The 22,069-nt window shown below is 63.3% G+C and carries 22 protein-coding genes; 10 read left to right on the top strand and 12 right to left on the bottom strand.

The window, feature by feature from the left end:
• The first annotated feature begins 21 nt into the window (after positions 1-21).
• From DM806_RS26630 to DM806_RS26615, 4 genes are read left to right on the top strand one after another with little or no spacing between them, the layout of a single operon-like run.
• Complete coding sequence (locus tag DM806_RS26630) at positions 22-1,410, top strand: aromatic ring-hydroxylating oxygenase subunit alpha (protein WP_372859802.1); 1,389 nt, start codon at positions 22-24, stop codon at positions 1,408-1,410.
• A complete protein-coding gene (locus DM806_RS26625; RefSeq protein WP_179046159.1) occupies positions 1,407-1,967 on the top strand; it encodes a nuclear transport factor 2 family protein in 561 nt (186 codons plus the stop codon). Before DM806_RS26630 ends, DM806_RS26625 begins: the two co-directional genes overlap by 4 nt.
• On the top strand, positions 1,964-2,743 hold the full coding sequence (locus DM806_RS26620) for an SDR family NAD(P)-dependent oxidoreductase (RefSeq protein WP_179046158.1): 780 nt from the start codon (positions 1,964-1,966) through the stop codon (positions 2,741-2,743). The genes DM806_RS26625 and DM806_RS26620 overlap by 4 nt, the downstream gene beginning before the upstream one ends.
• 16 nt (positions 2,744-2,759) lie before the next feature.
• Positions 2,760-4,115 (top strand): aromatic ring-hydroxylating oxygenase subunit alpha, encoded by a 1,356-nt coding sequence (locus tag DM806_RS26615; RefSeq protein WP_179046157.1) that lies wholly within the window; start codon positions 2,760-2,762, stop codon positions 4,113-4,115.
• A 47-nt stretch (positions 4,116-4,162) separates the two neighbouring features.
• Here DM806_RS26615 and DM806_RS26610 read toward each other — a convergent pair whose 3' ends face one another.
• The 4 genes from DM806_RS26610 to DM806_RS26595 form a co-directional block, all read right to left on the bottom strand.
• Positions 4,163-4,882, bottom strand: a complete 720-nt coding sequence (locus tag DM806_RS26610; RefSeq protein ID WP_179046156.1) for a TetR/AcrR family transcriptional regulator — start codon at positions 4,880-4,882, stop codon at positions 4,163-4,165.
• Positions 4,883-4,992: 110 nt separating this feature from the next.
• Positions 4,993-6,420 (bottom strand): dihydrolipoamide acetyltransferase family protein, encoded by a 1,428-nt coding sequence (locus DM806_RS26605; protein ID WP_179046155.1) that lies wholly within the window; start codon positions 6,418-6,420, stop codon positions 4,993-4,995.
• Positions 6,421-6,431: 11 nt separating this feature from the next.
• The gene (locus tag DM806_RS26600) at positions 6,432-7,442 is read right to left on the bottom strand and encodes an alpha-ketoacid dehydrogenase subunit beta (RefSeq protein ID WP_179046154.1); all 1,011 of its coding nucleotides are present in this window, start codon (positions 7,440-7,442) and stop codon (positions 6,432-6,434) included.
• A gap of 14 nt (positions 7,443-7,456) precedes the next feature.
• Positions 7,457-8,428: a thiamine pyrophosphate-dependent dehydrogenase E1 component subunit alpha gene (locus DM806_RS26595; protein WP_179046153.1), complete on the bottom strand. Its 972-nt coding sequence runs from the start codon at positions 8,426-8,428 to the stop codon at positions 7,457-7,459.
• Positions 8,429-8,674: 246 nt separating this feature from the next.
• Between DM806_RS26595 and DM806_RS26590 the strand changes: the two genes are divergently transcribed.
• Both DM806_RS26590 and DM806_RS26585 read left to right on the top strand, forming a co-directional pair.
• Positions 8,675-9,439: a class II aldolase/adducin family protein gene (locus DM806_RS26590; RefSeq protein WP_179046152.1), complete on the top strand. Its 765-nt coding sequence runs from the start codon at positions 8,675-8,677 to the stop codon at positions 9,437-9,439.
• A gap of 6 nt (positions 9,440-9,445) precedes the next feature.
• On the top strand, positions 9,446-10,396 hold the full coding sequence (locus DM806_RS26585) for a 2-hydroxyacid dehydrogenase (protein ID WP_179046151.1): 951 nt from the start codon (positions 9,446-9,448) through the stop codon (positions 10,394-10,396).
• Between the two features lie 70 nt (positions 10,397-10,466).
• Here the strand turns inward: DM806_RS26585 and DM806_RS26580 are convergent, their stop codons facing one another.
• Positions 10,467-11,585 carry an acyl-CoA dehydrogenase family protein gene (locus DM806_RS26580; RefSeq protein ID WP_179046150.1) on the bottom strand — a complete coding sequence of 373 codons (1,119 nt, stop codon included), beginning with the start codon at positions 11,583-11,585 and terminating at the stop codon, positions 10,467-10,469.
• Positions 11,586-11,601: 16 nt separating this feature from the next.
• Entirely contained in the window at positions 11,602-12,810 is a 1,209-nt protein-coding gene (locus DM806_RS26575; protein ID WP_179046149.1) for an acyl-CoA dehydrogenase family protein, read from the bottom strand.
• A 103-nt stretch (positions 12,811-12,913) separates the two neighbouring features.
• Here DM806_RS26575 and DM806_RS26570 point away from each other — a divergent pair, with 103 nt between their 5' ends.
• The 4 genes from DM806_RS26570 to DM806_RS26555 are packed head-to-tail and all read left to right on the top strand — an operon-like array spanning position 12,914 to position 16,665.
• Positions 12,914-13,702, top strand: a complete 789-nt coding sequence (locus DM806_RS26570) for a ThuA domain-containing protein (protein ID WP_372859800.1) — start codon at positions 12,914-12,916, stop codon at positions 13,700-13,702.
• Between the two features lie 30 nt (positions 13,703-13,732).
• A complete protein-coding gene (locus DM806_RS26565) occupies positions 13,733-14,971 on the top strand; it encodes an aromatic ring-hydroxylating oxygenase subunit alpha (protein WP_179046148.1) in 1,239 nt (412 codons plus the stop codon).
• The gene (locus DM806_RS26560; protein WP_179046147.1) at positions 14,968-15,495 is read left to right on the top strand and encodes a VOC family protein; all 528 of its coding nucleotides are present in this window, start codon (positions 14,968-14,970) and stop codon (positions 15,493-15,495) included. Before DM806_RS26565 ends, DM806_RS26560 begins: the two co-directional genes overlap by 4 nt.
• A 33-nt stretch (positions 15,496-15,528) precedes the next feature.
• Positions 15,529-16,665, top strand: coding sequence for an L-lactate dehydrogenase (locus tag DM806_RS26555; RefSeq protein ID WP_179046146.1), 1,137 nt, complete (start codon positions 15,529-15,531; stop codon positions 16,663-16,665).
• A gap of 40 nt (positions 16,666-16,705) precedes the next feature.
• On the opposite strand, the gene DM806_RS26550 is transcribed toward DM806_RS26555, so the two are convergent.
• The 6 genes from DM806_RS26550 to DM806_RS26525 form a co-directional block, all read right to left on the bottom strand.
• Positions 16,706-17,932, bottom strand: a complete 1,227-nt coding sequence (locus tag DM806_RS26550; protein WP_179046145.1) for an aromatic ring-hydroxylating oxygenase subunit alpha — start codon at positions 17,930-17,932, stop codon at positions 16,706-16,708.
• Positions 17,933-17,946: 14 nt separating this feature from the next.
• Positions 17,947-18,306 carry a putative quinol monooxygenase gene (locus DM806_RS26545; protein ID WP_179046144.1) on the bottom strand — a complete coding sequence of 120 codons (360 nt, stop codon included), beginning with the start codon at positions 18,304-18,306 and terminating at the stop codon, positions 17,947-17,949.
• Entirely contained in the window at positions 18,303-18,704 is a 402-nt protein-coding gene (locus DM806_RS26540; RefSeq protein WP_179046143.1) for a nuclear transport factor 2 family protein, read from the bottom strand. Before DM806_RS26540 ends, DM806_RS26545 begins: the two co-directional genes overlap by 4 nt.
• A gap of 70 nt (positions 18,705-18,774) precedes the next feature.
• Positions 18,775-20,124, bottom strand: coding sequence for an MFS transporter (locus DM806_RS26535; RefSeq protein WP_179046142.1), 1,350 nt, complete (start codon positions 20,122-20,124; stop codon positions 18,775-18,777).
• 130 nt (positions 20,125-20,254) lie between these two features.
• Positions 20,255-20,755 carry a nuclear transport factor 2 family protein gene (locus DM806_RS26530; protein ID WP_179046141.1) on the bottom strand — a complete coding sequence of 167 codons (501 nt, stop codon included), beginning with the start codon at positions 20,753-20,755 and terminating at the stop codon, positions 20,255-20,257.
• Positions 20,748-22,028, bottom strand: a complete 1,281-nt coding sequence (locus tag DM806_RS26525; RefSeq protein WP_179046140.1) for a spinster family MFS transporter — start codon at positions 22,026-22,028, stop codon at positions 20,748-20,750. Before DM806_RS26525 ends, DM806_RS26530 begins: the two co-directional genes overlap by 8 nt.
• Positions 22,029-22,069: the final 41 nt, after the last annotated feature.

The following is a 22,069-nucleotide window of genomic DNA, read 5'->3' as shown; positions in this document are numbered from 1 at the left end:
AAAAATATCAGGAGAGTGAGCGTGGCCGATCTAGGCACGAATATCCCCTCGCCGCCGCCAGGTCCGTCTTGGGACGAGCTGGCCGAGCGGGACAGCCGCGAGGTGCCGGCCTTTCTGAAGGGTGAATCCTGGCAGGATCTGGGCGATGCGCCGCTGTCGGTGGACCGCTATGTGAGCCCGGAATTCTTTGCGCGCGAATGCGAGAAAATGTGGCCGGAAGTTTGGCAGTTCGTCGCCCGCGACGAGGAAATTCCGCAGCCGGGCGACTACCTGCTTTACGAGAATGTCGGGCGGTCCTTTCTGGTGGTGCGGCAGGAGGACGGATCGGTCCGCGCCTTCCACAATGTCTGCCTGCATCGTGGCCGCAAGCTGCGCACCGAAAGCGGCTGGGCGTCGGATTTCCGCTGCCCCTATCACGGGTTCAGCTGGAACACGAACGGTAGCCTGAAGAATGTGCCCTGCCGCTGGGACTTCCCCGGCATGAAGGACGCCGACATGCAACTGCCCGAGGCACAGGTCGGGTCGTGGGGCGGCTACATCTTCCTGAAGGAAAATCCGGGCGGCCCCAGCCTTGAAGAATATCTGGCGCCCTTGCCCGAACATTTTGCGCGCTGGCGGCATGAGGATGCTTATACCACCGCCTGGGTCGGAAAGGTCGTCCCGGCTAACTGGAAAGCCTGCGCCGAAGCGTTCATGGAGGCCTATCATGTTTCGGCCACCCACCCGCAGATCATGCCGTTCACGGGCGACGCCAACAGCAAATATATGATGTGGGGCGACCATGTGAATTTGGCGATCACCCCCTTCGGCGTTCTGTCTCCGCAGATCGAAGGCGAGGCGACCGAACAGGACATCATCGACAATTTTCTGAAATATAATGGACGCGTGGTTGAGCCGGGCATGACGCTGACGGTGGAGGAGGGGCGGACCGCCCGCGCATCCATGGGCGACCATAACCGCAAGCGGTTTGCGCAAGCCTTTGGCCGCGATCTCGACTTGGCCAGCGATGCGGAAGTGCAGGACGCCCTGACCTACAACATCTTTCCCAATTTCTCCCCCTGGGGCGGTTTCCAGCCCACGGTCGTCTATCGCTGGCGGCCTTGGCCCGATCAGGATCACACGCTGATGGAGGTTCGCCTGCTGAGCCGGTTGAAGCCGGGCGAAGCCGCGCCGCAGCCGGAAATGACGCTGATCCCACCCGGCGGCAGTTTCGCCGATGAGCTGGGCCAACTGGGCGCGGTGCTGGAGCAGGACATGGCCAACCTGCCCCATGTCCAGACCGGCATGAAGGCGTCGAAGACGCGGAAGGTCCGGCTGGCCCATTATCAGGAAAGCCGGGTCCGACATTTTCAGCATACGCTCGACAAATATCTCGCGCGCGGCGGAGATGAAGGAGCCGAAGGCGCATGAGCGGGAATGACATCGATACACTACTGTCCAAGCAGGCCTGCACGGAACTGGTTCACAAACTGGCGCGCGGACTCGACCGTTGCGACAAGCCGCTGCTGTTGTCGCTGTTCCATGCCGATGCGACCGACGACCATGGCGGCTTCAAGGGCAGCGCGGCGGAGTTCGTGGACTGGGCGCTCGGCGTGCTCGTCACGATGGAGCGGACCCAGCATCTGATCGGCAATGTGCTGGTCGATGTGCAGGGCGACCATGCCGTCAGCGAAGCCTATTTCATGGCCAATCACGATATGGCCGATGCGGATGGCAAGCCGGTGCGGATGATCGCGGCCGGCCGCTATCTAGACCGGTTCGAACGGCGCGACGGGGTGTGGAAGATCGCCCACCGCCACGCCGTTTACGACTGGAACGCCAATTTCGACCGGACCGACACATGGGACCGGTCGCCCAGCAGCCCGCGCGTGTTCGGCGAGCGAGGCCAAGGTGATCCGATCTACGCCCACGTGGCGTCTCTCGACAACGGCAACAAAGCTAACAGTAAGATTGGGGTAATGGCATGAGTGTTGATCAATCGAAGCGTCTAGACGGCAAGCGCGTTTATATCCTGGGAGCCGGTGCGCCGGGTGGGATCGCGTCCGCCATCGCCATGCTGTTCAAGTCGCAAGGCGCGACCATCGTGCTGGGATCGCCGCAGGAAGACAGTGCGCGTGAAGTGGCCGACATGTGCGGCGCGGCCGGCATCGTGAAGACCGACATACTGGATGAGGTATCGATCCGCGACGGCGCGCGCGCCGCTGCTGAAATATTGGGCGGGATCGATGTCGCGATCAACACGGCCGGGGTTAACCGCAATGCCCCCATCGCGGACGAGACCGCCGAAGCGCTGCTGTTCCAAGCGCGCATCCATTTCATCGGCACGGCCTTGTTCATCAAGGAAGTGGCGGAACATATGGGGCAGGGTGGATCGATCATCACCATGTCCAGTGTGACTGCCGAACTGACCACGCCGCGCCTTGCTGCGTATGCGGGCAGTAAGGCGGCCGCCGACAAGGTGGTGAAGGTCGCCGCGGTCGAATATGGCGATCGCGGCATCCGGGTTAATTCGCTCGCGCCGGGCCTGACCAGCACGCCGATGACCGCGAGCTATTTCGCGGACGAGAAGGTCGTGAACGCTTTCCGGCGTGAAATCCCGATCGGCAGGATGACGACGGCCGACGACGTCGCCGCCGCGGCCCTTTGGCTGGCGAGCGATGAGTGCATTGCGACCGGTGACACCATTCGCGTCAGCGGCGGGGCGCATCTGCGCCGCCTGCCAATCGCCCGCGATTTTGTTTGATGGGGCTATGATGGCCATGAGTGATATCGAAACACAGGAAGCGCCCGCCCGCCGCATCGGTATCGATGCAACCAAGGCGCTCGAACCCGCGCTCGGTGACGCGCCGATCAGCCCGTCCCGCTATTTCGACCGGGAATTCTGGAAACGGGAATGGGAGGGCATGTGGACCCACACCTGGCAGGTGGTGGCGCTGGAACGCCAGCTCCAGAAGGTCGGCGACTATGTCACCATGGAGTTCGGCCCCGAAGTCATACTGGCGGTGCGCGGGCAGGATGAGAAGATCCGCTGCTTCTACAACGTCTGCCAGCATCGCGGCATGATGCTGGTGACGGAGGAGACGGGCAATGCCCGCCGGCTGACCTGCCCCTATCATGCCTGGTCCTTCGACCTTCAGGGAAAGATCAAGACTGTTCCGGACCTTGCCGACTTCAGTCCTGACCTGAAGTGCATGGAAAAGAATCTTGTCGAGATAAAGTCCGATGTCTGGGGCGGCATGGTCTGGTTCAACATGGACGATGCCTGCATGCCGCTGCGCGAGTTCCTGAGCCCTATCGCGGACCAGATCGAAGCCTATCCGATGGACCAGATGGTCCGCACCCACTGGGTGACGGTGGAGGGCGACTTCAACTGGAAGCTGGTTCAGGACAATTTCAATGAATCCTACCACGTCTTCCACGCGCATCCGCAGCTGAAGTTCGTCGCGGAATTTTCCTACCTCCATTCCCAGTTCGATCTGTATGAGAGCGGTCATTGCCGCATGCTGATGCCGGGCGGCGCGCCCAGCCAGACGGTGCGCGGCGGGGAGCCGGAGATCATCCGGCAACTGGGTGAGCATATCCGCTTCTGGGGCCTCGACCCGGAAGATTTCCGTGGCCGGATGCATGATCTGCGCCTAGCCTTGCAGAAGCAGAAGCGGCTGCTAGGTAAGGAGAAGGGATACGATTTCTCCCGCTATGACGACAATATGCTGACCGATAATTGGCATTACACACTTTTCCCAAACCTGTCGTTCAGCCTGAAGCCCGATGGCAACATTTGGCTGCGCGCGCGTCCGCATCCGACCGATCCGGAAAAATGTTATTTCGATATGTGGTACATGAACCTCTTCCCGGAGGGGCAGACCAGCTACTATTCACCGACGATGCGCGACTGGGTCAGCATGGACGTGCCCGCCCCGCATCAGGTGGGGAAGGCCGGCGACCATACGATGGGGCCGACAATCGACCAGGATGTGGCGATCTGGTCGAACCAGCAGAAGGCGCTGCATTCGCGTGGCTTCCAGCGGGAATGCCTGGCGGGGCAGGAGCGGCGCGTCCGTTTCTTCCACGAAAATCTCGATCGCTGGCTGGATCGCTACGCGCCGGTGAAATAGCTGCAAGCGACCTCCCCTCCCACATGCGGGAGGGGGGACATTCCGCGTCAGGCGGCGCGCTTGGCCTTCGCGCCGCCCTTCTTCGGCGGCGGGGCGGACCGGAACTGCAACTCACCTTCGCGCAGCTTGATGAGGATATCGGCCAGGAACTGGAGCAATGTCTGCTCCATCATCTGGTCGTTCCAGATGTCGCGATTGAGAATCATGCCGCTCATCATCGCCGTGACCACGCGGCGGGATCGGTTGAGCAGTTCCTGATCGTCGCTCCATTCGGGAAAGACCGCCAGCAGCTGGTCGCACCAGATGCGATCATGCCGTTGCGCCTTCGGCACGAAGATCGTGCGCAGCTCCTCGTCTGTGCGGGCCGCCATCGTCAGTTCCATATAGGCTTTGTGCGGGCGGGACAGGAACAGCTCCCAGTCGAGCGCGATTCCGCTATTGTCGCTGGTGCGCTCCTGATCGGACAGCCCACGGATAGCGCGGCCGAACTCCTCCATATGGCAGTAGAAAGCATAGTCGATTACAGATTCGATCAGGTCCTGCCGCGTCGCATAATGGTGCAGCATCGCCCCGCGGGAGACCTTGGATCGCTTCGCGATCAGGCGGTTGGTAGTGCGTGAGTAACCCAGCTCCGCGAGGCAGTCGATCGCCGCGTCCAAAATGGCGACGCGGGTTTCCGAACTCTTGCGCTGTTGCAGGCCGGCGTCGGCCGGCGCCATGCCTGCCGGTTCCAGTTCAGACAGATCGAGCAGCTTCACTTCATGCATCAAATATCGCCTTCCCTGACGTCCGGGCGGGAGCGCCATCTTCACCAGCAATATTCTATGTCGCCGCGGATTCCACAAGCGCAATGCAGTCGCCGACGCGATATTCCGACCTATCGCGTCAACTCTTCGGGTGCTTCGATCAGCGCAGTCAGATCGGCCAGGAATCTGGCTCCCACCGCCCCGTCGATGGCGCGGTGATCGCAGGACAGGGACAGCTGAATGCGGGTGCTGAACTGAAGCGCATGGTTCGCCGCGCCGGTCGCCTGGCGGGCTGCGCCGACCGCCAGGATTGCACCCTGCGGCGGGTTGATGATGGCGTCGAACGTGTCGATCCCGAACATGCCGAGGTTGGAGATGGAGAAGCTGCCGCCCTGAAATTCATGCGGGGCGAGCTTGCCTGCGCGGGCGCGTTCGGCCAGCGCCTTCACCTCGGCGGAGATGGCTGCCACGCTCTTCGCTTCCGCCGCCTGCACGATCGGCGTCAACAGGCCCTTGTCGGTCGCAACGGCCACGGCGATGTCGGCGTGGGGGAAGTGGTGGATTTCATCGCCGTGCACCTGCACGTTGATGTCGGGATGGCGGCTCAAGGCCAGCGCGCAGGCGCGCACCAGATAATCGTTGATCGACGGAGCCGCGCCGGTCGCGCGCTTGGCCTGTTCACGCATCGCCATCAGCGCGTCGATGGAAGCCGAATTGCGCAGGTAGAAATGCGGAATGGTCGATTTGGAGAAGCTGAGCTGCTTCGCAATCGCCTTGCGCATGGGCGACATCTTGACGACGCGCACATCCGCCGAGGGGAGCGGGGGAGGGGGAGCGACGGGCTGCGGCGGCTCGATGAGTTGCGGCGCGGGGGACGGCGCGACGTGCTGGAGCACGTCCGCCTTGCTGATGCGGCCGCGTGGACCAGTGCCTGATATGGTGCCCAGATCGACGCCGTGATTGGCCGCCAGCCGCTTGGCGAGGGGAGAGGCGAAATGCTGGTCGAGGCCGGTGGTGGGCGCGATCGAAACCGGGCTGCCCGACGGCATCGCCACGGGCGATTTGCTGGCTTGGTCGACGTCCTGAAGGGTGATGCGCCCATTGCGGCCCGACCCGGCGATGGCGGAGATGTCGATGCTCTCGCGCCGCGCTTTTTCGGCGGCGCTGGGGCTGATGACGCTGGGGTCGCTCGGCACTTCGATGGCTGTAGCCGAGGCGGGAGCGGCTAGCGTTTCGCTGACAGATGGCGCAGGACCGGGCGCGCCCGGGCCGCCGAAGCTGGCAACGAAGCTGTCGACCGTCCCCGCGTCCACCTCGCTGTCCCCGAACACGGCGAGCAGCGCGCCGACCGGGTAGGTTTCGCCCGGCGTGGCGATCAGGCGGCAGACGACCGCGTCATATTCGGCCTCAACTTCATTGGTGATCTTGTCGGTTTCGATGAGGGTCAGGAGGTCACCCTTGGTAAAGGCGGCTCCTTCTTGAATTTCCCAACCGGCGACCACGCCTTCGGTCATCTCGATGCCCCATTTGGGCATGGTAAATGCGCGCAGCTTGCTCATGGGCGCGTCCTTCATCGGTAGTTGAGGGCGGCGCGGACGGCCGCTTCGATCTTCGCGGTGGAGGGCATGTAGGCCTGCTCCAGCTCCGGCGCGAACGGGACGGGGGTGTGCGGGGGCGTTACCAGCTGGATCGGCGCGCGCAGGGCGGCGAAGGCCTTGTTTGCGACGAGCCCGGCGATGTCGGCGGCAAGGCCGCAGCGTGGCGGATTTTCATCCACCACGATGAGGCGGCCCGTCGTTTCGACCGAATCCAGTATCGCCTCTTCATCCAGCGGGCTGGTGGTGCGCAGGTCCAGCAGGTCGCAGCCGATGCCCTCCTTCGCCAGCGTGTCGGCGGCCTTTTCCGCCGTGCCAACCAACTGGCCGCACGTGACGATCGTGGCGTGCTCGCCCTCCCGCACCGACCGAGCATGGCCGAAGGGGATCAGATATTCCTCTTCCGGCACTTCGCCGCGCGTCGCGTAAAGCGCCTTGGGTTCGAAGAAAAGCACGGGATCATCGTCGCGGATCGCGCTCGCCAGCAGGCCCTTCGCCTCCGCAGGCGTGGACGGGATGACGACTTTCAGGCCCGGAATGGCCGTCATCATCGCATAGGCCGCTTGGCTATGCTGCGGCCCGGCATTGCGACCCGCGCCATAGGCGACGCGAATGACGGCGGGACATGTGGTCTTGCCACCGAACATGTAACGGAACTTCGCCATCTGGTTCCATATCTGGTCGAGGCAGACGCCGATGAAGTCGGCGAACATGAGTTCTGCGACCGGGCGCTTCCCCGCCAGCGCGGCACCCGCGGCCGCGCCGATGATGGCGCTTTCCGAAATGGGCGTGTCGATTACCCGGTCTGCGCCGAATTTCGCATAGAGCCCGGCGGTGGTCTTCCAAATGCCGCCGATCGCTTCAGGACCGCCAGCCGTGCCCATGCCGCCGACGAGGTCCTCGCCTAGGCAGATCACATTGGGATCGCGTTCCATTTCCTGATGAAGGGTGAGGTTGATCGCCTCCCGCAGCTGCATCGTCGCCATATTGCTGACCCCCTTCAATAATTCACATAAACGTCGGTCAGGACGTTGTCCGCCGAAGGACGGGGCGCGGCGCGCGCTTCCGCGACGGCTTCATCGATCAGCGTCAGCACTTCGGCGTCCAGCGCGTCGAGATCGGCTGCCTCTAGCAGCTTGGCCCCTGTTACCTTGGCGCGGAAGTTGGTCAGGCAATCCCGCTCCTCGCGGATGCGGTCCAGTTCGCCCTTGCCGCGATAACGCTGGGGATCGCCCTCGAAATGGCCGAAGAAACGTTCGGTATCCAGCTCGACCGCCGCCGGACCATTGCCCGCGCGGCAATATTCGATGACTTCACGCATCAGTTCGAACGTTTCGAAGAAATCGCAGCCATTGCCGCGCCACACCTTCATCCCGAACGCTTCGGCCCGGCTGGCGATGTCGCCTGCCGTGCCGACGGCATAGTCGACGCCAGTATGTTCCGAATAATGGTTGTTTTCGAACAGGAAGATGACGGGAGCCTTCAGCACCACCGCCATGTTCATCGCCTCGAACGTTGTGCCCTGGTTGCACGCGCCGTCACCGGAAAAGGCGATGGAGACGCCGCCCTTGCCGTCCAGCTTGGCCGATATGCCCGCGCCGACCGCGATGGGCGCACCAGCGCCGACGATGCCGTTGGCGCCCAGCATGCCCTTGTCCACGTCGGCGATGTGCATCGACCCGCCCTTGCCTTTGCACAGGCCCCCGGCGCGTCCGTAAATTTCCTGCATCATGCCCTTCACGTCGCAGCCCTTGGCGATGCAGTGGCCATGGCCGCGATGGGTTGAGATGATGTAGTCATCATGGGTCAGATGCTCGCACACGCCGACGGCGACCGCTTCCTGGCCGCTGTAGAGATGAGTGAAGCCGGCAATCTCCCCGGTCTGGATTTCCGCGTGCAGGCGCTCCTCAAATTCCCGGATCACCTTCATCTGCCGATAGGCTCGCAACATAAGCTCGCGGCTGAGTTGCATCTTCGCTCTCCTGTTCGTCGGACGGGCATGGCGCAACAGTCATGCTGCCGGGCCGCTTTCTCTCTTTTGTGATTGCAAGAGAAGGGGGTCATGTGCAAGCAAAAAAGCACACGTGCTATTTTTTTCGATGAGCGAGAGAAATCGTGCCTCCCGCGGTGGACGTAGCTGCGCGAACAGCGTAATAACAGGACAGGTGGACTTTATTTAAGGCGGCCCGATCCGCCCATGATCGAGAGGAGGCGAGATATGGCCACGGCGTTTGAAACGAAGGCGGACGATGCGCAGGCGGCGGCCGAACGCGCGGTGCGCGAAGACCTGGCGGCCTGCTACCGTTTGGCCCATCATTATCGGATGACCGACCTGATCGCGACGCATATTTCCGCGCGGTTGCCGGGAGAGGAGGAACGTATCCTCATCAATCCCTTTGGCTCCCTGTTCCATGAGGTGACGGCGAGCAATCTGGTTGAAGTTACGGTGGACGGGGACGTCCGTACATCCGGCGGCGTCATCAATCCGGCCGGTTATCTGATCCACAGCGCGATCCACGCCGCGCGGCCCGATGTCCAGTGCGTGATGCACACCCATACCGCCGCAGGCGTGGCGGTGTCTGCGCAGGAACATGGGCTGTTGCCGATCAGCCAGCAGGCGCTGGTGGTCGGCCGCCGGCTTGCTTATCACGACTATGAAGGGGTGGCGCTGATCGAAGCAGAGCGCGCCACGCTGAAGCGTGACCTAGCGGACAAGGATGTGTTGATCCTGCGCAACCACGGCCTGCTGACTGTCGGACGAACCGTCGGCGAAGCCTTCTGGTTGATGATGCAGACGCAGCGGGCGTGCGAGATCCAGATCGCGGCGCTGAGCGGCGGCGCGCCGGTTCGCCTGCTGGACGAGCGGCTTCAGCAACTGGTTCACGAACAGACCTATAATTATGGCGGACAGCCCAATGGCGCGCTTGACTGGATCGCGCTCCGGCGGGACCTTGACCGGACCGCTCCGGACTATCGGGACTGATCGCCCATGACTGTCGCAAGTCTTGCCGAGCCGGTCCTGCTCTATCTTGAGCATCTGAAGGTCGAGAACGCCTTCGCGGAATTTTCGACACCCATCATGCGCAGCAGTATTGGTGATCTGTCCCATTACGCGAAGGGAGAGGGGAAGGACATCCGCGCCGTCATCACCGCGGGCGGCGCGCCGATGGAGGAAGCCGTGTGGGACTTGCCCAATCTGGGCCTCATTGCTTGCCTCGGCGCCGGCTATGACGGTATCGACGTGGAGCGCGCGCGCAAGCGCGGCATCCAGGTGACGACCGGGCGCGGCGTCAATGACGAGGATGTCGCGGACATGGCGATCGGCCTGCTGCTCGCCGCTGTCCGTCAAATCCCGCGCGGTGACCGGCTGATCCGTGTGGGCGCGTGGAAGAAGCAGCCTGAACTGGCCATGTCGCGGTCTGTTTCGCTGATGCGCTGCGGCATCGTCGGGCTGGGCGCGATCGGTAGCGCCATCGGGCGGCGGCTGACCGGCTTTGGTTCTCCCATCGCCTGGTGGGGACCGCGTTCCAAGCCCGGCGCGCCCTGGCCCAAAGCGGATTCGCTGCTGGCGCTGGCGCGGGACAGCGACATATTGATCGTGGCCGCGCCCGCTTCGGACCAGACCAACGGCCTTATCAGCGCCGACGTGTTGGAAGCGCTGGGGTCAGACGGCTATCTGGTGAATATCTCCCGCGGGTCGCTGATCGAGGAGGAGGCGCTGATCGCCGCGCTCCAGACGGGTGGCATCGCCGGTGCGGGGCTGGACGTCTTCGTGGACGAGCCCCATGACGGCAGCCGCTGGAAGGACATGGAAAATGTCGCCATGACCCCGCATATCGGCGCTTGGGCGGAACGGGGCATAGCCGAGGCGAAGCGCATGTGTGCTCTCAATGTAGAGGCATTTCTGCGTGGGGAGCCGCTTTACACGCCCTTGTTCTGACCGGCGCTGTCGAAAGGCGAACGCCATCCTTCCGGTTCGGGAGGATGGCGTTTCCTTTTGTGCGACCTTTTCAGACCACCGGTATGGGCTGTCCCAGGTCCGCGCGGTGGTCGGCATAGCGCTTGATATGGCTGTCGGCGCTTCCATAGAGCGCCTCGATCGCCAGCAGCCGCTTGAAGTAATGGCCGACGATCAGTTCATCAGTCGTGCCGATGCCGCCGTGGATCTGAATGGCGTTCTGGGCCACCATGCGGCCGGCTTTGCCCGCCCGCGCCTTCGCTGCGGCGACGGCAGCACTACGCTCGGCCGCCGGAGCATCCAGCTTGAGCGCCGCAAGGAACCCCATGGAGCGGGTCAATTCGCCTTCGACATACATGTCGGCCATGCGATGCTGAAGCACTTGAAAGGACGAGAGGGTCTTGCCGAATTGAGTGCGCTGCTTCGCGAAATCGACCGTCATTTCGATGAGAGCAGTAATGATCCCGGTGATTTCCGCGCTCAGCGCCGCGAGTTGCGCTTCCCGGCAGACCGCGATCGCGGCCTTGCCGCGCAGCGTTATCACCGCCGCGTCGTCGATAAGGGCATCCAGTTCAAGCCCGCCCGCACTCGTGCCGTCGATCAAGGGAATGGCGGACCAGATGAGGCCGTCAGCGTTTCGTTCGGTGACGATGAGCGCCGTGCCGCCTTCGGTGGTTTCGGCGCTGATCGCGACATGCGTGGAGTCACTTGCGGACGGAATGATTGGGGCGCTGCCTTTCAGCCTCCAGCCATCCGCGCCGCGCGTCAGCGTCCGCTGCCCGCCATCATCCGCAACGGCGAGGGCGATGCGCGCTTCGCCGCCGATCACCCGGCCAATCAAGGAGGCGAGCGCACCGGCTTCCGCCGCTTCGAGATTGTTGACGAGGGCGCCGAAACCGACGACCGAGGACAGGAAAGGCTCGGCGGCGAGCGCGCGGCCAAGCTGCTCCATGACGACCATCGTGTCGAGCGGCCCAAGGCCTAAGCCCCCCTTCGCTTCGGCGAAGGGTAGGCCCAATATGCCCAGTTCGTCGGCAAAGGCGCGCCACAGGTCAGATGGCCAGCCATCCAGCCTCATGGTCGCCTGCCGCGCCTCGAAATCAAAATTGTCGATCAGGTAGCGGCCGACGAGGTCGCCCAGCATCTCCTGCGATTCACACAATATGCTCATGTCCGGTCCCCCGCCCTCAGATGCCAAGCGCCGCTTTTGCGAGGATGCCTCGTTGAATTTCGCTGGTTCCGCCGAAGATCGTCATGGCCCGGCTGTTGAGATAGCGGGCGGTCGGGGACACCGTGAAATCCGGGCCGATGATGGGACCACGACCTTCCAGCGCCGATCGCTGGTCTATCGCGGCCGCCGGGCCGAGCGCGTCCATGGCCAGTTCAGTCGCCTTCTGGAACAAGGTTGCCGCTACCAACTTGAACGTCGATGCGGCTGCGTCGCCCACAGGTTGGCCCGCCTCACTTGCGGCGATGATGCGATATTGCGTCATTTCAAGCGCCATCAGTTCGATTTCGACTTCGGCGCGACGCTTAATGAATTCTGGATCGCGGAAAAGAGCCGCGTGGGCACCGGTCGCTTCGGCCTCGGCTTCATACAGGCGGCGCATGACGCGGGCGACGCGCCCGCCGGCCGCGCCGCCGCCGCGCTCGAACTCCAGCAGATATTTGGCGATGGTCCAGCCTTCATTTTCCGGCCCAACGCGGTTGGCGACGGGCACGCGCACATCGTCGAAGAAGAGCTGGTTGACCTCATGCTCGCCCGACATGCTGAGGATGGGGGTGACCGTGATGCCGGGGCTGTCCATCGGCGCGAGCAGGAAGCTGATCCCCGCGCCGCGCCGCGATTGGGGGTCGGTCCGCACTAGCAGGAAGATCCAGTTCGCATATTGGGCATGGGTCGTCCAAATCTTGGTGCCGTTGATGACATAGTCGTCGCCATCGCGCACCGCGGCGCATCGCAGTGCGCTGAGGTCCGACCCGGCCTGCGGTTCGGAATAGCCCTGGCACCAGAAATGTTCGCCCGACAGGATACGGGGCAGGAAATAATCTTGCTGGTCCTGCGTGCCGTGCCCGATCAGAACCGGGCCGCACATCTGGATGCCCATGGCCGGCAGGGTGGGCGCACCAGCGTTGGCGCATTCATGTTCGAAGATCATGCGCTTGACCGGCGACCAGCCGGTTCCGCCATATTCCTTTGGCCAGGCGGGTGCGATCCAGCCCTTCCTGTAAAGAATTTCGTGCCAGTTTCTGACGACATCGCCTTCCGAAAAGACGCCAGGCTGGGCCGCTGCGGCCCGCCGCAGTTCGGGCGTCAGCGATTCGTCCAGAAAGGTCCGAACCTCTGCACGAAACTGTTCCAAATCGTTCTGGGCGTCCTGATTGATCACCGCCATAACCCCATTTTCATCACATCAACCGTAGACGCCCTTTTCAAAAAGCGCAACGCGTAATAACAATGGTGTCAAGCAAGGGTGAACAGGAGAGTCGCATGCAATTGTGCAACGCAGGTTGGGAAGCAGGCTGGTGAGCGCGGCGGCGATCACTTGCCTGTTCGTGGTGGGCGGTTCTTACCACGACATGGACTTTGCGCGGCTGGAGCTATTGAAGCTGCTGGCGGAGAATCCGGACATCCGGACGCATGTTCATGAGCACTATCCCGCGCCCGACGTGATCGCCCAGGCCGATTTCCTACTGACCTATACCTGCGACCGAATGCCGCAGACGGCGGAACAGCTGGCCGCGCTGGTCCAGTTTGTGGAGCGGGGCGGGCGCTGGTTCGCCTTGCACGGGACCAATAGCGTGCTGCGCTTCATAGAAGGCGGCACGGTGACGACGCCGGACGAACAGCCAGAGTTCATGGCTTTGCTCGGCACGCAGTTTGTCGGACATCCCCCGATTGAGGCCTATCGCGTGGAGGTCGTCGACCCCGCGCACCCGCTGGTTGAGGGCATCGAACCCTTCGAGACGGTGGATGAACTTTACCTCAGCCGCCTCTGCGCGCCTGTCGAAACGCTGCTCGATTGCCATTATGACGGCAGGCCGCTGGGCAGCTTCCGCCAGACGCCGCAGGAGCCGGGGCGTCATCCTATTCTTTACATCCGCCACCGGGGACAAGGAGCGGTGCTGTACCTGACGCTCGGTCACTGCCGCGGCCACCACGACATGCGGCCCCTGATGGAGCATTGGCCCACTGTGGAACGCTGTTCCTGGGAACTGCCGATCTTCTACGAACTGCTTCGGCGCGGGCTTGCCTGGGCCAGTGGCGGCCCGCTCGGTCGCTCATAATACCACGCGCCATACAATAGGAGGTGAGTCATGGACGAAGCCCTGCAACAACGCATCCATGACCAGATCGCCTATGAAGCGAGCCGCGATTCTCCTCCGCCCGGTTTTCCCGCTCTGCCGGAAATACCCGGCGGGCGCTATACGAGCGCCGCATTCCACGATCTGGAGATGGAGCATCTGTTCCTGAAAACCTGGCTGCCGACGGTGCGGGTGGAAGAATTGGACCGGCGCGGCAGCTTCATCGTTTGGCGCAAGCTTGGCCGCCCGATACTGATCGTGCGCGGCAAGGATGATGTCGTGCGCGCATTCTACAATAGCTGCCGCCATCGCGGTGCGGCGGTGACTCCAGTGGACAAGGGGCATGCTTCCTTGTTGCGCTGTCAATATCATAGCTGGTCCTACGACCTGACCGGCCGCTTGGTCGCGGTGCCGGACGAACGCGACTTTTGCGGGCTGGACAAGAGCCAGCGCGGTCTCATCCCGGTCCGCTGCGAAAGCCATGGCGGCACCGTTTTCGTGAATTTCGACGATGCCGCGCCGCCGCTGTCCGACATGCTCGCGCCGATGCTGGACGAATGGGCATGCATCGGTATGGAGGAGCTGCGCATCGTGATGCGTCACATCGCCGTGATCGACTGCAACTGGAAGGCGGCGGTCGATGCTTTCTTGGAAGTCTATCACATCAACACGATCCATCGCGACAGCCTGGGCAAGGCGCTCGATTCGCGTTCGACCGCGCTAGGGCTATTCCCACACGGCCATTCGCGCATGGTGACGGCCTATAATCCCTGGGCGCTTGAAACTTTGGGGATGGATGTCGACGGGCAACCGGACATAGCGGGCGCGACCGCGCTGCACCGGCGGTCGAGCACCGCCTATCTCCAGTTTCCTAATCTCATCATGCCGTTCCGCTCCATCTTCGTGCAGCAACTGCGCGTCTGGCCGCGTGGTCCGCACCAGTGCGAGCTGGAGGTAGTGGGGCTCGGCCCTGACTGGGGCGAAGGGCCGCCGCCCGCTTATTGGGACAAGGCCGCGCCGGCGTTCCGCAAGGTGCTGGAAGAGGACATGGAAAATCTTGGCTCGATTCAGGAGTCGCTTAATTCCGGCGCGTGCACGGGGATGCTGCTCAGCTACCAGGAGCGCCGGATCTACTGGATGCATGAAGAAATCGACCGCCGCATCGGCGTGGAGCGCATCCCGCCCCAATTTCGCGTCGCGCAGCTGCTCGGCGAATTCATCGAACCGCAGGATAAGGAGTTGGCGCAATGACGCATTTGACGAAGCTGGGGCAAGTCATGCAGATCGCCTTTGTCCCCGAGGATTTCGAAAGGGCGCTGCGATACTGGACGCAGGTGATGGGGGTCGGCCCCTTCTACTTGCAGCCGCGCCTGTCGGTGCCGACCATGCGATATCGGGGCGAGCCGACGACCGCTGTCTTCACGGTGGCGATCGCCTATTGGGGCGATATCCAGATCGAACTGATCGAGCAGCATAATGATGCGCCATCCGTCTATAAGGAATGGCGCGACGCGGGCCGCGAAGGCGTCAATCACAGCTGCATCCTGGTCGAGGACATACAGGAAGCGCGCCGCATTTCCGAAGAGGCCGGCATGACGATCGTCCAGGAAATTCCGGGCGAGGGTTGGGGCGTGCTTTATGTGGATACCGGCGGAGGGCCGGGGACGCTGCTGGAGATAATCCAGCCCAACGAGGGCATGCTTAGCCGCTTCGCGCGGATCAAGGCGGAGTCGGTAGGCTGGGATGGCAGCGACCCGGTGCGCTACTTTGGCTGATCGCGGCCGCGCTTCCTCTCTGAAAGCCAGCAAATGAGCATAGCGACTGCTGCCGATTTTCGCGCCATCGCCCGCAGCCGCCTGCCCCATTTCCTGTTCGAATATTTCGATGGCGCCGCCTTCGATGGGCGGACAGCGCGACGGAATATCGAGGATTTGGGAGCCGTGGAGCTTCGGCAATGGGCGCTGCGGGATGTGAGCGCGATCGACACCGCGACGCGCTTTCTGGGCCAGGACTGGTCCATTCCCCTCGCGCTAAGCCCCGTTGGCTTGGCCGGGATGGCGGCGCGGCGGGGAGAGGTGATGGCCGCGCGGGCCGCACGCGCGGCGAAAGTGGGGTTCACCCTGTCATCGACATCCATCTGCCCCTTGGACGAGGTCAGCGTTGGAGGCGCATGCTGGTTCCAGCTTTACATGGTGCGCGACCGCCGGTTCGTGGAGGATATGGTGAGCCGGGCGCGCGCAATCGGCAGCCCGGCGCTGGTGCTGACCGTCGATGTGCCGATCCTTGGCCCGCGATGGCGCGACGCGCATTCGGGGCTGTACCACCCCGGTTTGACGGGGCAGGTTCGGCGGCTGACGCAGGCCATGGTGCGGCCACGCTGGGCGGTGAATGTCGGCTTGTTCGGACGCCCGCACTCGCTGGGCAATGTCGTGCGCTATCTGGGCCCCGGCACGGGAATGACTGGTTGCATGGCTTGGACGCAGGCCAATATGGATGCGTCGGTCGACTGGGATGCATTGTCCTGGGTGCGGTCGCTGTGGGACGGCCCGCTCATTGTTAAAGGCATATTGGAACCGGACGACGCCCGCCGCGCGGTCGAACATGGCGCGGACGCGCTGGTCGTGTCCAATCATGGCGGACGGCAACTGGATGGGGTGGCGTCCACGGCGCAGGCGCTGCCGTCGATCGCGGCGGCGCTCGAAGGCAAGGTTCCGCTGCTGGTGGACGGAGGCGTCCGCACCGGCCTCGACATCGTGCGCATGATTGCGCTGGGCGCGGATGCGGTGATGGCTGGCCGGCCCTGGCTTTATGCCCTGGCCGCGGCGGGAGAAGTGGGCGTGCGCCGCATGATCGCCCTACTGGAAACGGAAATGCGAATCGCCATGGCACTGACCGGCTGTACCAAGGTCGCCGATATCGGCCCCGGCATCATCAACAGGCGTTGAACCGGGGTCCGCTCCGCCTGTCGATGATCAGCCTGGTGGGTCAGGCGGACGCACCCATGATAGACGCCATACGGCGGTGGAAATGCTGGAGTGCGATCTCGTTCCGGCCCAATGTGGTGCGGAAGCCTTCCGGCGCCCATTGCAAATTATCCTGCCCGTCGCGTGAGACGCTATAGTCCTCGCTCGACACAACATGTTGGATGAAGTCGTGCATTTCCCGCCAGCGATCGATCTCATCCGCGTGAGAACTATGCGCGGGCTGATAGGTATTTAGCAGCGAGAAGCTGCGGTTGACCTGATCACCCGGAAAGACGCGGGAAATCCCGTAGAACTGCCCGCCGCCCTTCATGCTGTTCACATTGATGGAGACGTTGGGGAACAGCATGTAAAGGCCGCCATAGTCGGTATGCGGCCAGTCAGCCTCATCCTGATCGGCATAATCCATAAACTCCTCGCGCGGGAAGCCGAGGCGGCAATGGCCATTGTCGAACGGATCGTAGACCATGATGTTGCTGAAGGCGAGCGCACCGATCGTCGTGGGATGCAGCGAGGCGAAGTGGTAGCTTTCGCCATAAGTGTCATAGGCATATTTCCAGTTCGCATCGCATTCGATGCGGCTGGCGGCCACGGGTTTGGCTTTTTCCAGTTGCAGCGCCGCAAGCTCATCCCCGAAGTCGCCCAGATGGTCGGCGACGTCGATCGGCGCCCCACCGGGCGTGGCCCGCACGAAGATCATGCCCTTCCACTCCGCGACGGGCACGCGGATGAGGCCGAGTTCGGCGCGCTCGATGCCTTCGAACCCTTCCTTGCCTGGCTGGCCGATCAGCTTCCCCTGAAGGTCGTAGGTCCAGCCATGAAAGCGGCAGGTCATCCGCGTGCGGCGGTTGCACTCCGTGACCAGCTTTGCCGCGCGGTGCATGCACATGTTGAGGAAGGCGTTGACCTTCCCTTCCTTGTCGCGGGTGATGAGGATCGACGGTCCCAGCGCGTCGAACAGCATCATGTCGCCCGGCTCGGCTACGTCCATCGACAGCCCGGCCAAAATCGGCGTTTCGCGGAACAGCGTCTGCCGTTCCCGCTCGAAATAGGCAGGGTCGGTATAGATGCGCGGATCGATGCGCATCGGCGACTGGTCGAGGTCCGTCGTCTTGCTGCGCATCCGGTCAAGCGTTCGGCGGCGCAGGCCGTAATGGGATTCCGCGCGCCGGGCGGCGGCGGCGGCGTCCGGAGCGGGGGATGAAGGCGCGGTGGCGATGTCGTCGGCCATTGGCCTTCTCCTGATTATTGTGCGTCCGCTGACAGATGGAAGAAATCGGCGCGCGGGGTCCGGGTTTCATCATAGATGGGCCCGTCGGCATCGACCCGGAACTTGCGGCTTTGCGCCACGATAGGTCCCGCCGAGCGGATCTGCTTGCCCATTTCCGTATAGGCCGGGTTCTTGAAGTGGGCCGCCAGCGCCTCTTCGCTCGTCCAGCGTTCGAAAACATTGACGCGGCCGGGGGTGAAGGGGTCGTGTGACCAGGTATAGGCTTCGCAGCCCGGCTCTTCGAGAGCCGCGTCGATCAGCGGCCTGGCTTCGTCGATGATACGGTGGGCATGTTCGGGCGGCAGGTCCATCTGCGCCCAGATAAGGATGGTCATGATCGGATCTCCCGAGGGTTGAAGCGGCGCTCCGCGAATAGCCATCGGCCGTCGCGCTGCACCAGCTGGTCTTCATAGATGCCGGCCTGCACGCGAACGGGGCCGTCCACCGGGACCAGATGCTCAAAAGTATGGGTGCGCACGGTGGCGCGGTCGCCTTCGATGGAAATCGAACCGGGGAAAGCCATGAAGGCGAGCGCGCTATATTGCGCCATCGCGCCGTGCCAGGTGGAAACGATCGCCTCACGCCCGTTGACTTCCCGGCCGCCGAAGCGCCAGACGGCGTCTTCCGCCCAGCATTCGCCCCACGCCTGCGCATCGCGCCGGGCGACCGCATCGCCATAATTGTCGATGAGTTCGCGGATCATCAGCCTGTCCCGTTCGGGCCCAGCAAACATCGCTTTCTCCCATGTCCCTTATATCATGCCGTTATCGGCTTCTGGAATAAAAAAGTCCAGATGGATTGTTTTATGCGGTGCGTGCCTGCCCGGTCTGCGCAGAGACGGCGCGGCGCATCGCGGCTCGTCCGGCCCAGCAGCATATCGCCCCGATGGCGGTCGTGAGGCCAGCGAACAACGCCATCGAAGAACCGAGCTTCGCTTCATCCTGGAAAAGGAGGTCGGTAAAGCTGGCGACGATGATCGGGCCCATGATCGTGCCCAATATGCTGAGCACGATCATGTAAACCGCCGTTGCCTTGCCCCGCAGCCGGGGCGGCGTCGCGATCTGGAGCGCGGCCGGACCGATGCTGGCGAAGGCCATCAGCAGGAAATAGGCGACATTGTAGAAGGCGATCGTGCCCACTGCGCTTGGCATCAGATAGGCCGCGACGCCGAACGGGCATGCCAGCGCGCACATGGCGCCGAAATAGATGAGGTGCGCGTCTTGCCGGCCCCGGCTGAAGATCTTGTCAACGGCCCAGCCGTGAAACCACAGCCCCAGCAAGGATGACAGCACCTGCGTCAGCCCCAGCCAGAAGCCGATGTCGGCCAGCTGCCAGCCGAAGTGGCGCGACAGATAGGCGGAGTTCCAGGACTGGATACCCACGGCGAAGGCCATGATCATGGCGATCCCCAGATGGTGCAGCACATAGAATGCGGGAAAGCGGCGATAATGGCGGCCAAGCTCACCGAAAGTCGATGGCTCGGCGACTGGCGTCTGAGCTTTGCGCCGACGCGTTTCGGGGAAGGTCCACACCAGGAAGGCGAGCAGTAGGCCGGGAAGGCCGGTGACGACGAAGGCCGCTTGCCAGCCCGCCAGCGTGCCGAAGACGGGGAGTGTGACGCCACCCGCGCTGCTGACCAGTGCGATGACCATGCCGCCCAGCATGAAGGATGTGCCGCTGCCAAGGTTGCCGCCCAAGGTAAAGATCGACATGGGCAGGGTGAGCTTTGCGGGCGGGAAGAAATCGCTGAGCAGGCTGTAGGCCGTGGGGTTGATCGTCGCTTCGCTGGCCCCGACGACGACGCGCGCGCCGAAAAGCTGGCCGAAGGTGCGGCTGAGCCCCGATCCCATCGCGGCGAGGCTCCACATGATCACGCCGACGAATAGAATGGCTCGGCGGCTGATACGATCGACCAGCCAGCCGATCGGCAGGCTCATCAGCATGAAGGCAAGGCCAAAGGCGAGGCCGGGAATCAGGCTGACCTGCGAATCGGTGAGGTTGAGGTCTGCCTTGATCAAGGGCAGCAGCAGCGCAGCCACCTGCCGGTCGAGCGTGCCGAACCAGTAGAGCGTCGTTAGGACCGCGACGGCGCGCCAGCTGGTGCTGGGGGGCGGATAGCTATGCTCCTCGAGCGCCTGCCTGCCTTCCGTCATTCTCATCCTCACCTCGCTCCCGGTGCGCGAGCGCGCCGGATCTTCCGCATGATAGGCTTCGCTGAGGCGAAGTCAAATTATCACACGCGTTATATGATTTATTTTCTGATGCGGCCAGCAGTTTCTTTGTTCATTCCGTTTGGTAGAGCGGGTCATCGGGATGGCGTCCGCCCAGCGTGGTGAACCGGGCGAACACTCCCTGCCCGAAAATCGCCTTGGAGGGCTCGGTCTCGTTCCAATCCATGACATAGCGGCGGCGATGGATTTTCCATCCTTGCGGAGTGCGCTTCAGCGCGTCGAGATAGCGGCCGCCCACGATCATGCGCTGCGGGCCGGGCAAGAGATGATAGGCCTGGCAATAGGTCTCGGCACTCGCCCGATCGCCCTCTATATCGATGATGATGTTGGAAAGCGCATGCATGGTCGCGGTCATGGAGCGCAGCCGCCCCAGCACTCCCCGGCACCAATCGCGCGCATCCTCCCAGCCCGATCCATAGTTTGCCTCCGCACTCTCCGCCCAGACGGAAAGCAGGGTTGCCTCATCGCAGCGGTCGATGCCCCGCGCATAGCGGTGGAGCAGGGTCGTGATTTCCTGATGCGCAGCGAGGCGCTGAAGCAGTTCGTCAGTCATGAGCGAGGGCCTCCTTGCGCAGGCGCAGGCCCGCCATGAAAAAGAGCAGGGCGGTGAGCAGCGCGACCGGGGAGAGGATCAGAAGGGCATAGCGCAAGCTGCCGCCTCCATGCGTCGGCGCGAAATGGTCGCTGAGCGCACCCACCACGGCGGGGCCGATGCCAAGGCCCGCCAAGGTGCCGAGCATGAACAGGATCGCCGCCGCCTTGGCGCGCAAGTCAGGCGGCAATTGCGCCTGGAGCGCGGCGATGCTGGGGGTCGAATAGATGCCGCCGAGCGCGTAGCAGGCCGTAAACCCGATCGCGAGGCCTGCGAAGGTTGGCGCGAACAGGCACAGGGGAATGAGGACCGCGATCGCAGCAGTCGTCAACGCGACGAGGTAGAGGGGGGCCGCGGCGCTGCGGCGGGCGAGCCGGTCGGCGATCATCCCCGCCATGATCTGGGCCATGCCGACCACAAAGCCGGTCAACACACCCAGCACGAGTCCCACTGTCGCGGTATCAAGTTCGAACACGCGCAGCGCCAGCGCGGGCACCCAGCTGATCAGGCTGTACATCGAGAAATTGGCCCCGGCATAGGCAAGACACAGCCACCGAAACAAAGGCATGGCCCAGAGCCGTCCCAGCGCCCGCCACAAGGACGTGTCCGCCGGGGCGTCCGCCACCTCGTCATACAGGCCGCGCGGCGGCTCGCTCGTCGTGAAATGGATCAGCAGCGCCAGGATGATGCCCGGCGCGGCGAAGAGGAAGAAGGTCATGCGCCAGCCCAGCAGGACATTGGCATAGCCGCCCACGACATAGGACAGCATCGTGCCGACCGCCGCCGCCGCGAAATAGATGCCGAGCTTGGTCGCCCGCACTGATCGGGGGAAAAGATCGGCGATCAGGGAGAGGGACGCGGGCATTCCGCCCGACTCGCCGATCGCGACACCCATGCGCGCCAGCAACAGTTGCGGAAAGGTGCGGACCGCGCCACAGGCCGCCGTCATCACGCTCCAGAGCGCGATGCAGATGGCGAGCAGGCGCAGCCGGTTCCAGCGGTCCGCCAGATGCGCCACCGGAACGCTGGCGATAACGTAGAGAAGGGCGAAGGAAGTCCCGCTGGCAAGCCCGAGCTGCTGGTCGGAAAGGCCCAGGTCCCGCTTGATGTCGTTCAGCAGCAAGGTGAGTAGTTGGCGGTCGAGGAAGTTCAGCACATAGGCAGCGAACAGCAGCGCGAGCACGTAATTGGGCGCTTTGATGCGGCCGGCCGTGGATGATTTCCCGCTTGACACCGAGCCGCTCTCCTTGAAACTATCCCGCGTTATCATTTTTG

This window comes from Sphingobium lactosutens, from assembly GCF_013393185.1.
Taxonomy (GTDB): domain Bacteria; phylum Pseudomonadota; class Alphaproteobacteria; order Sphingomonadales; family Sphingomonadaceae; genus Sphingobium; species Sphingobium lactosutens_A.
This window is presented reverse-complemented; position numbering and strand designations above follow the sequence as displayed.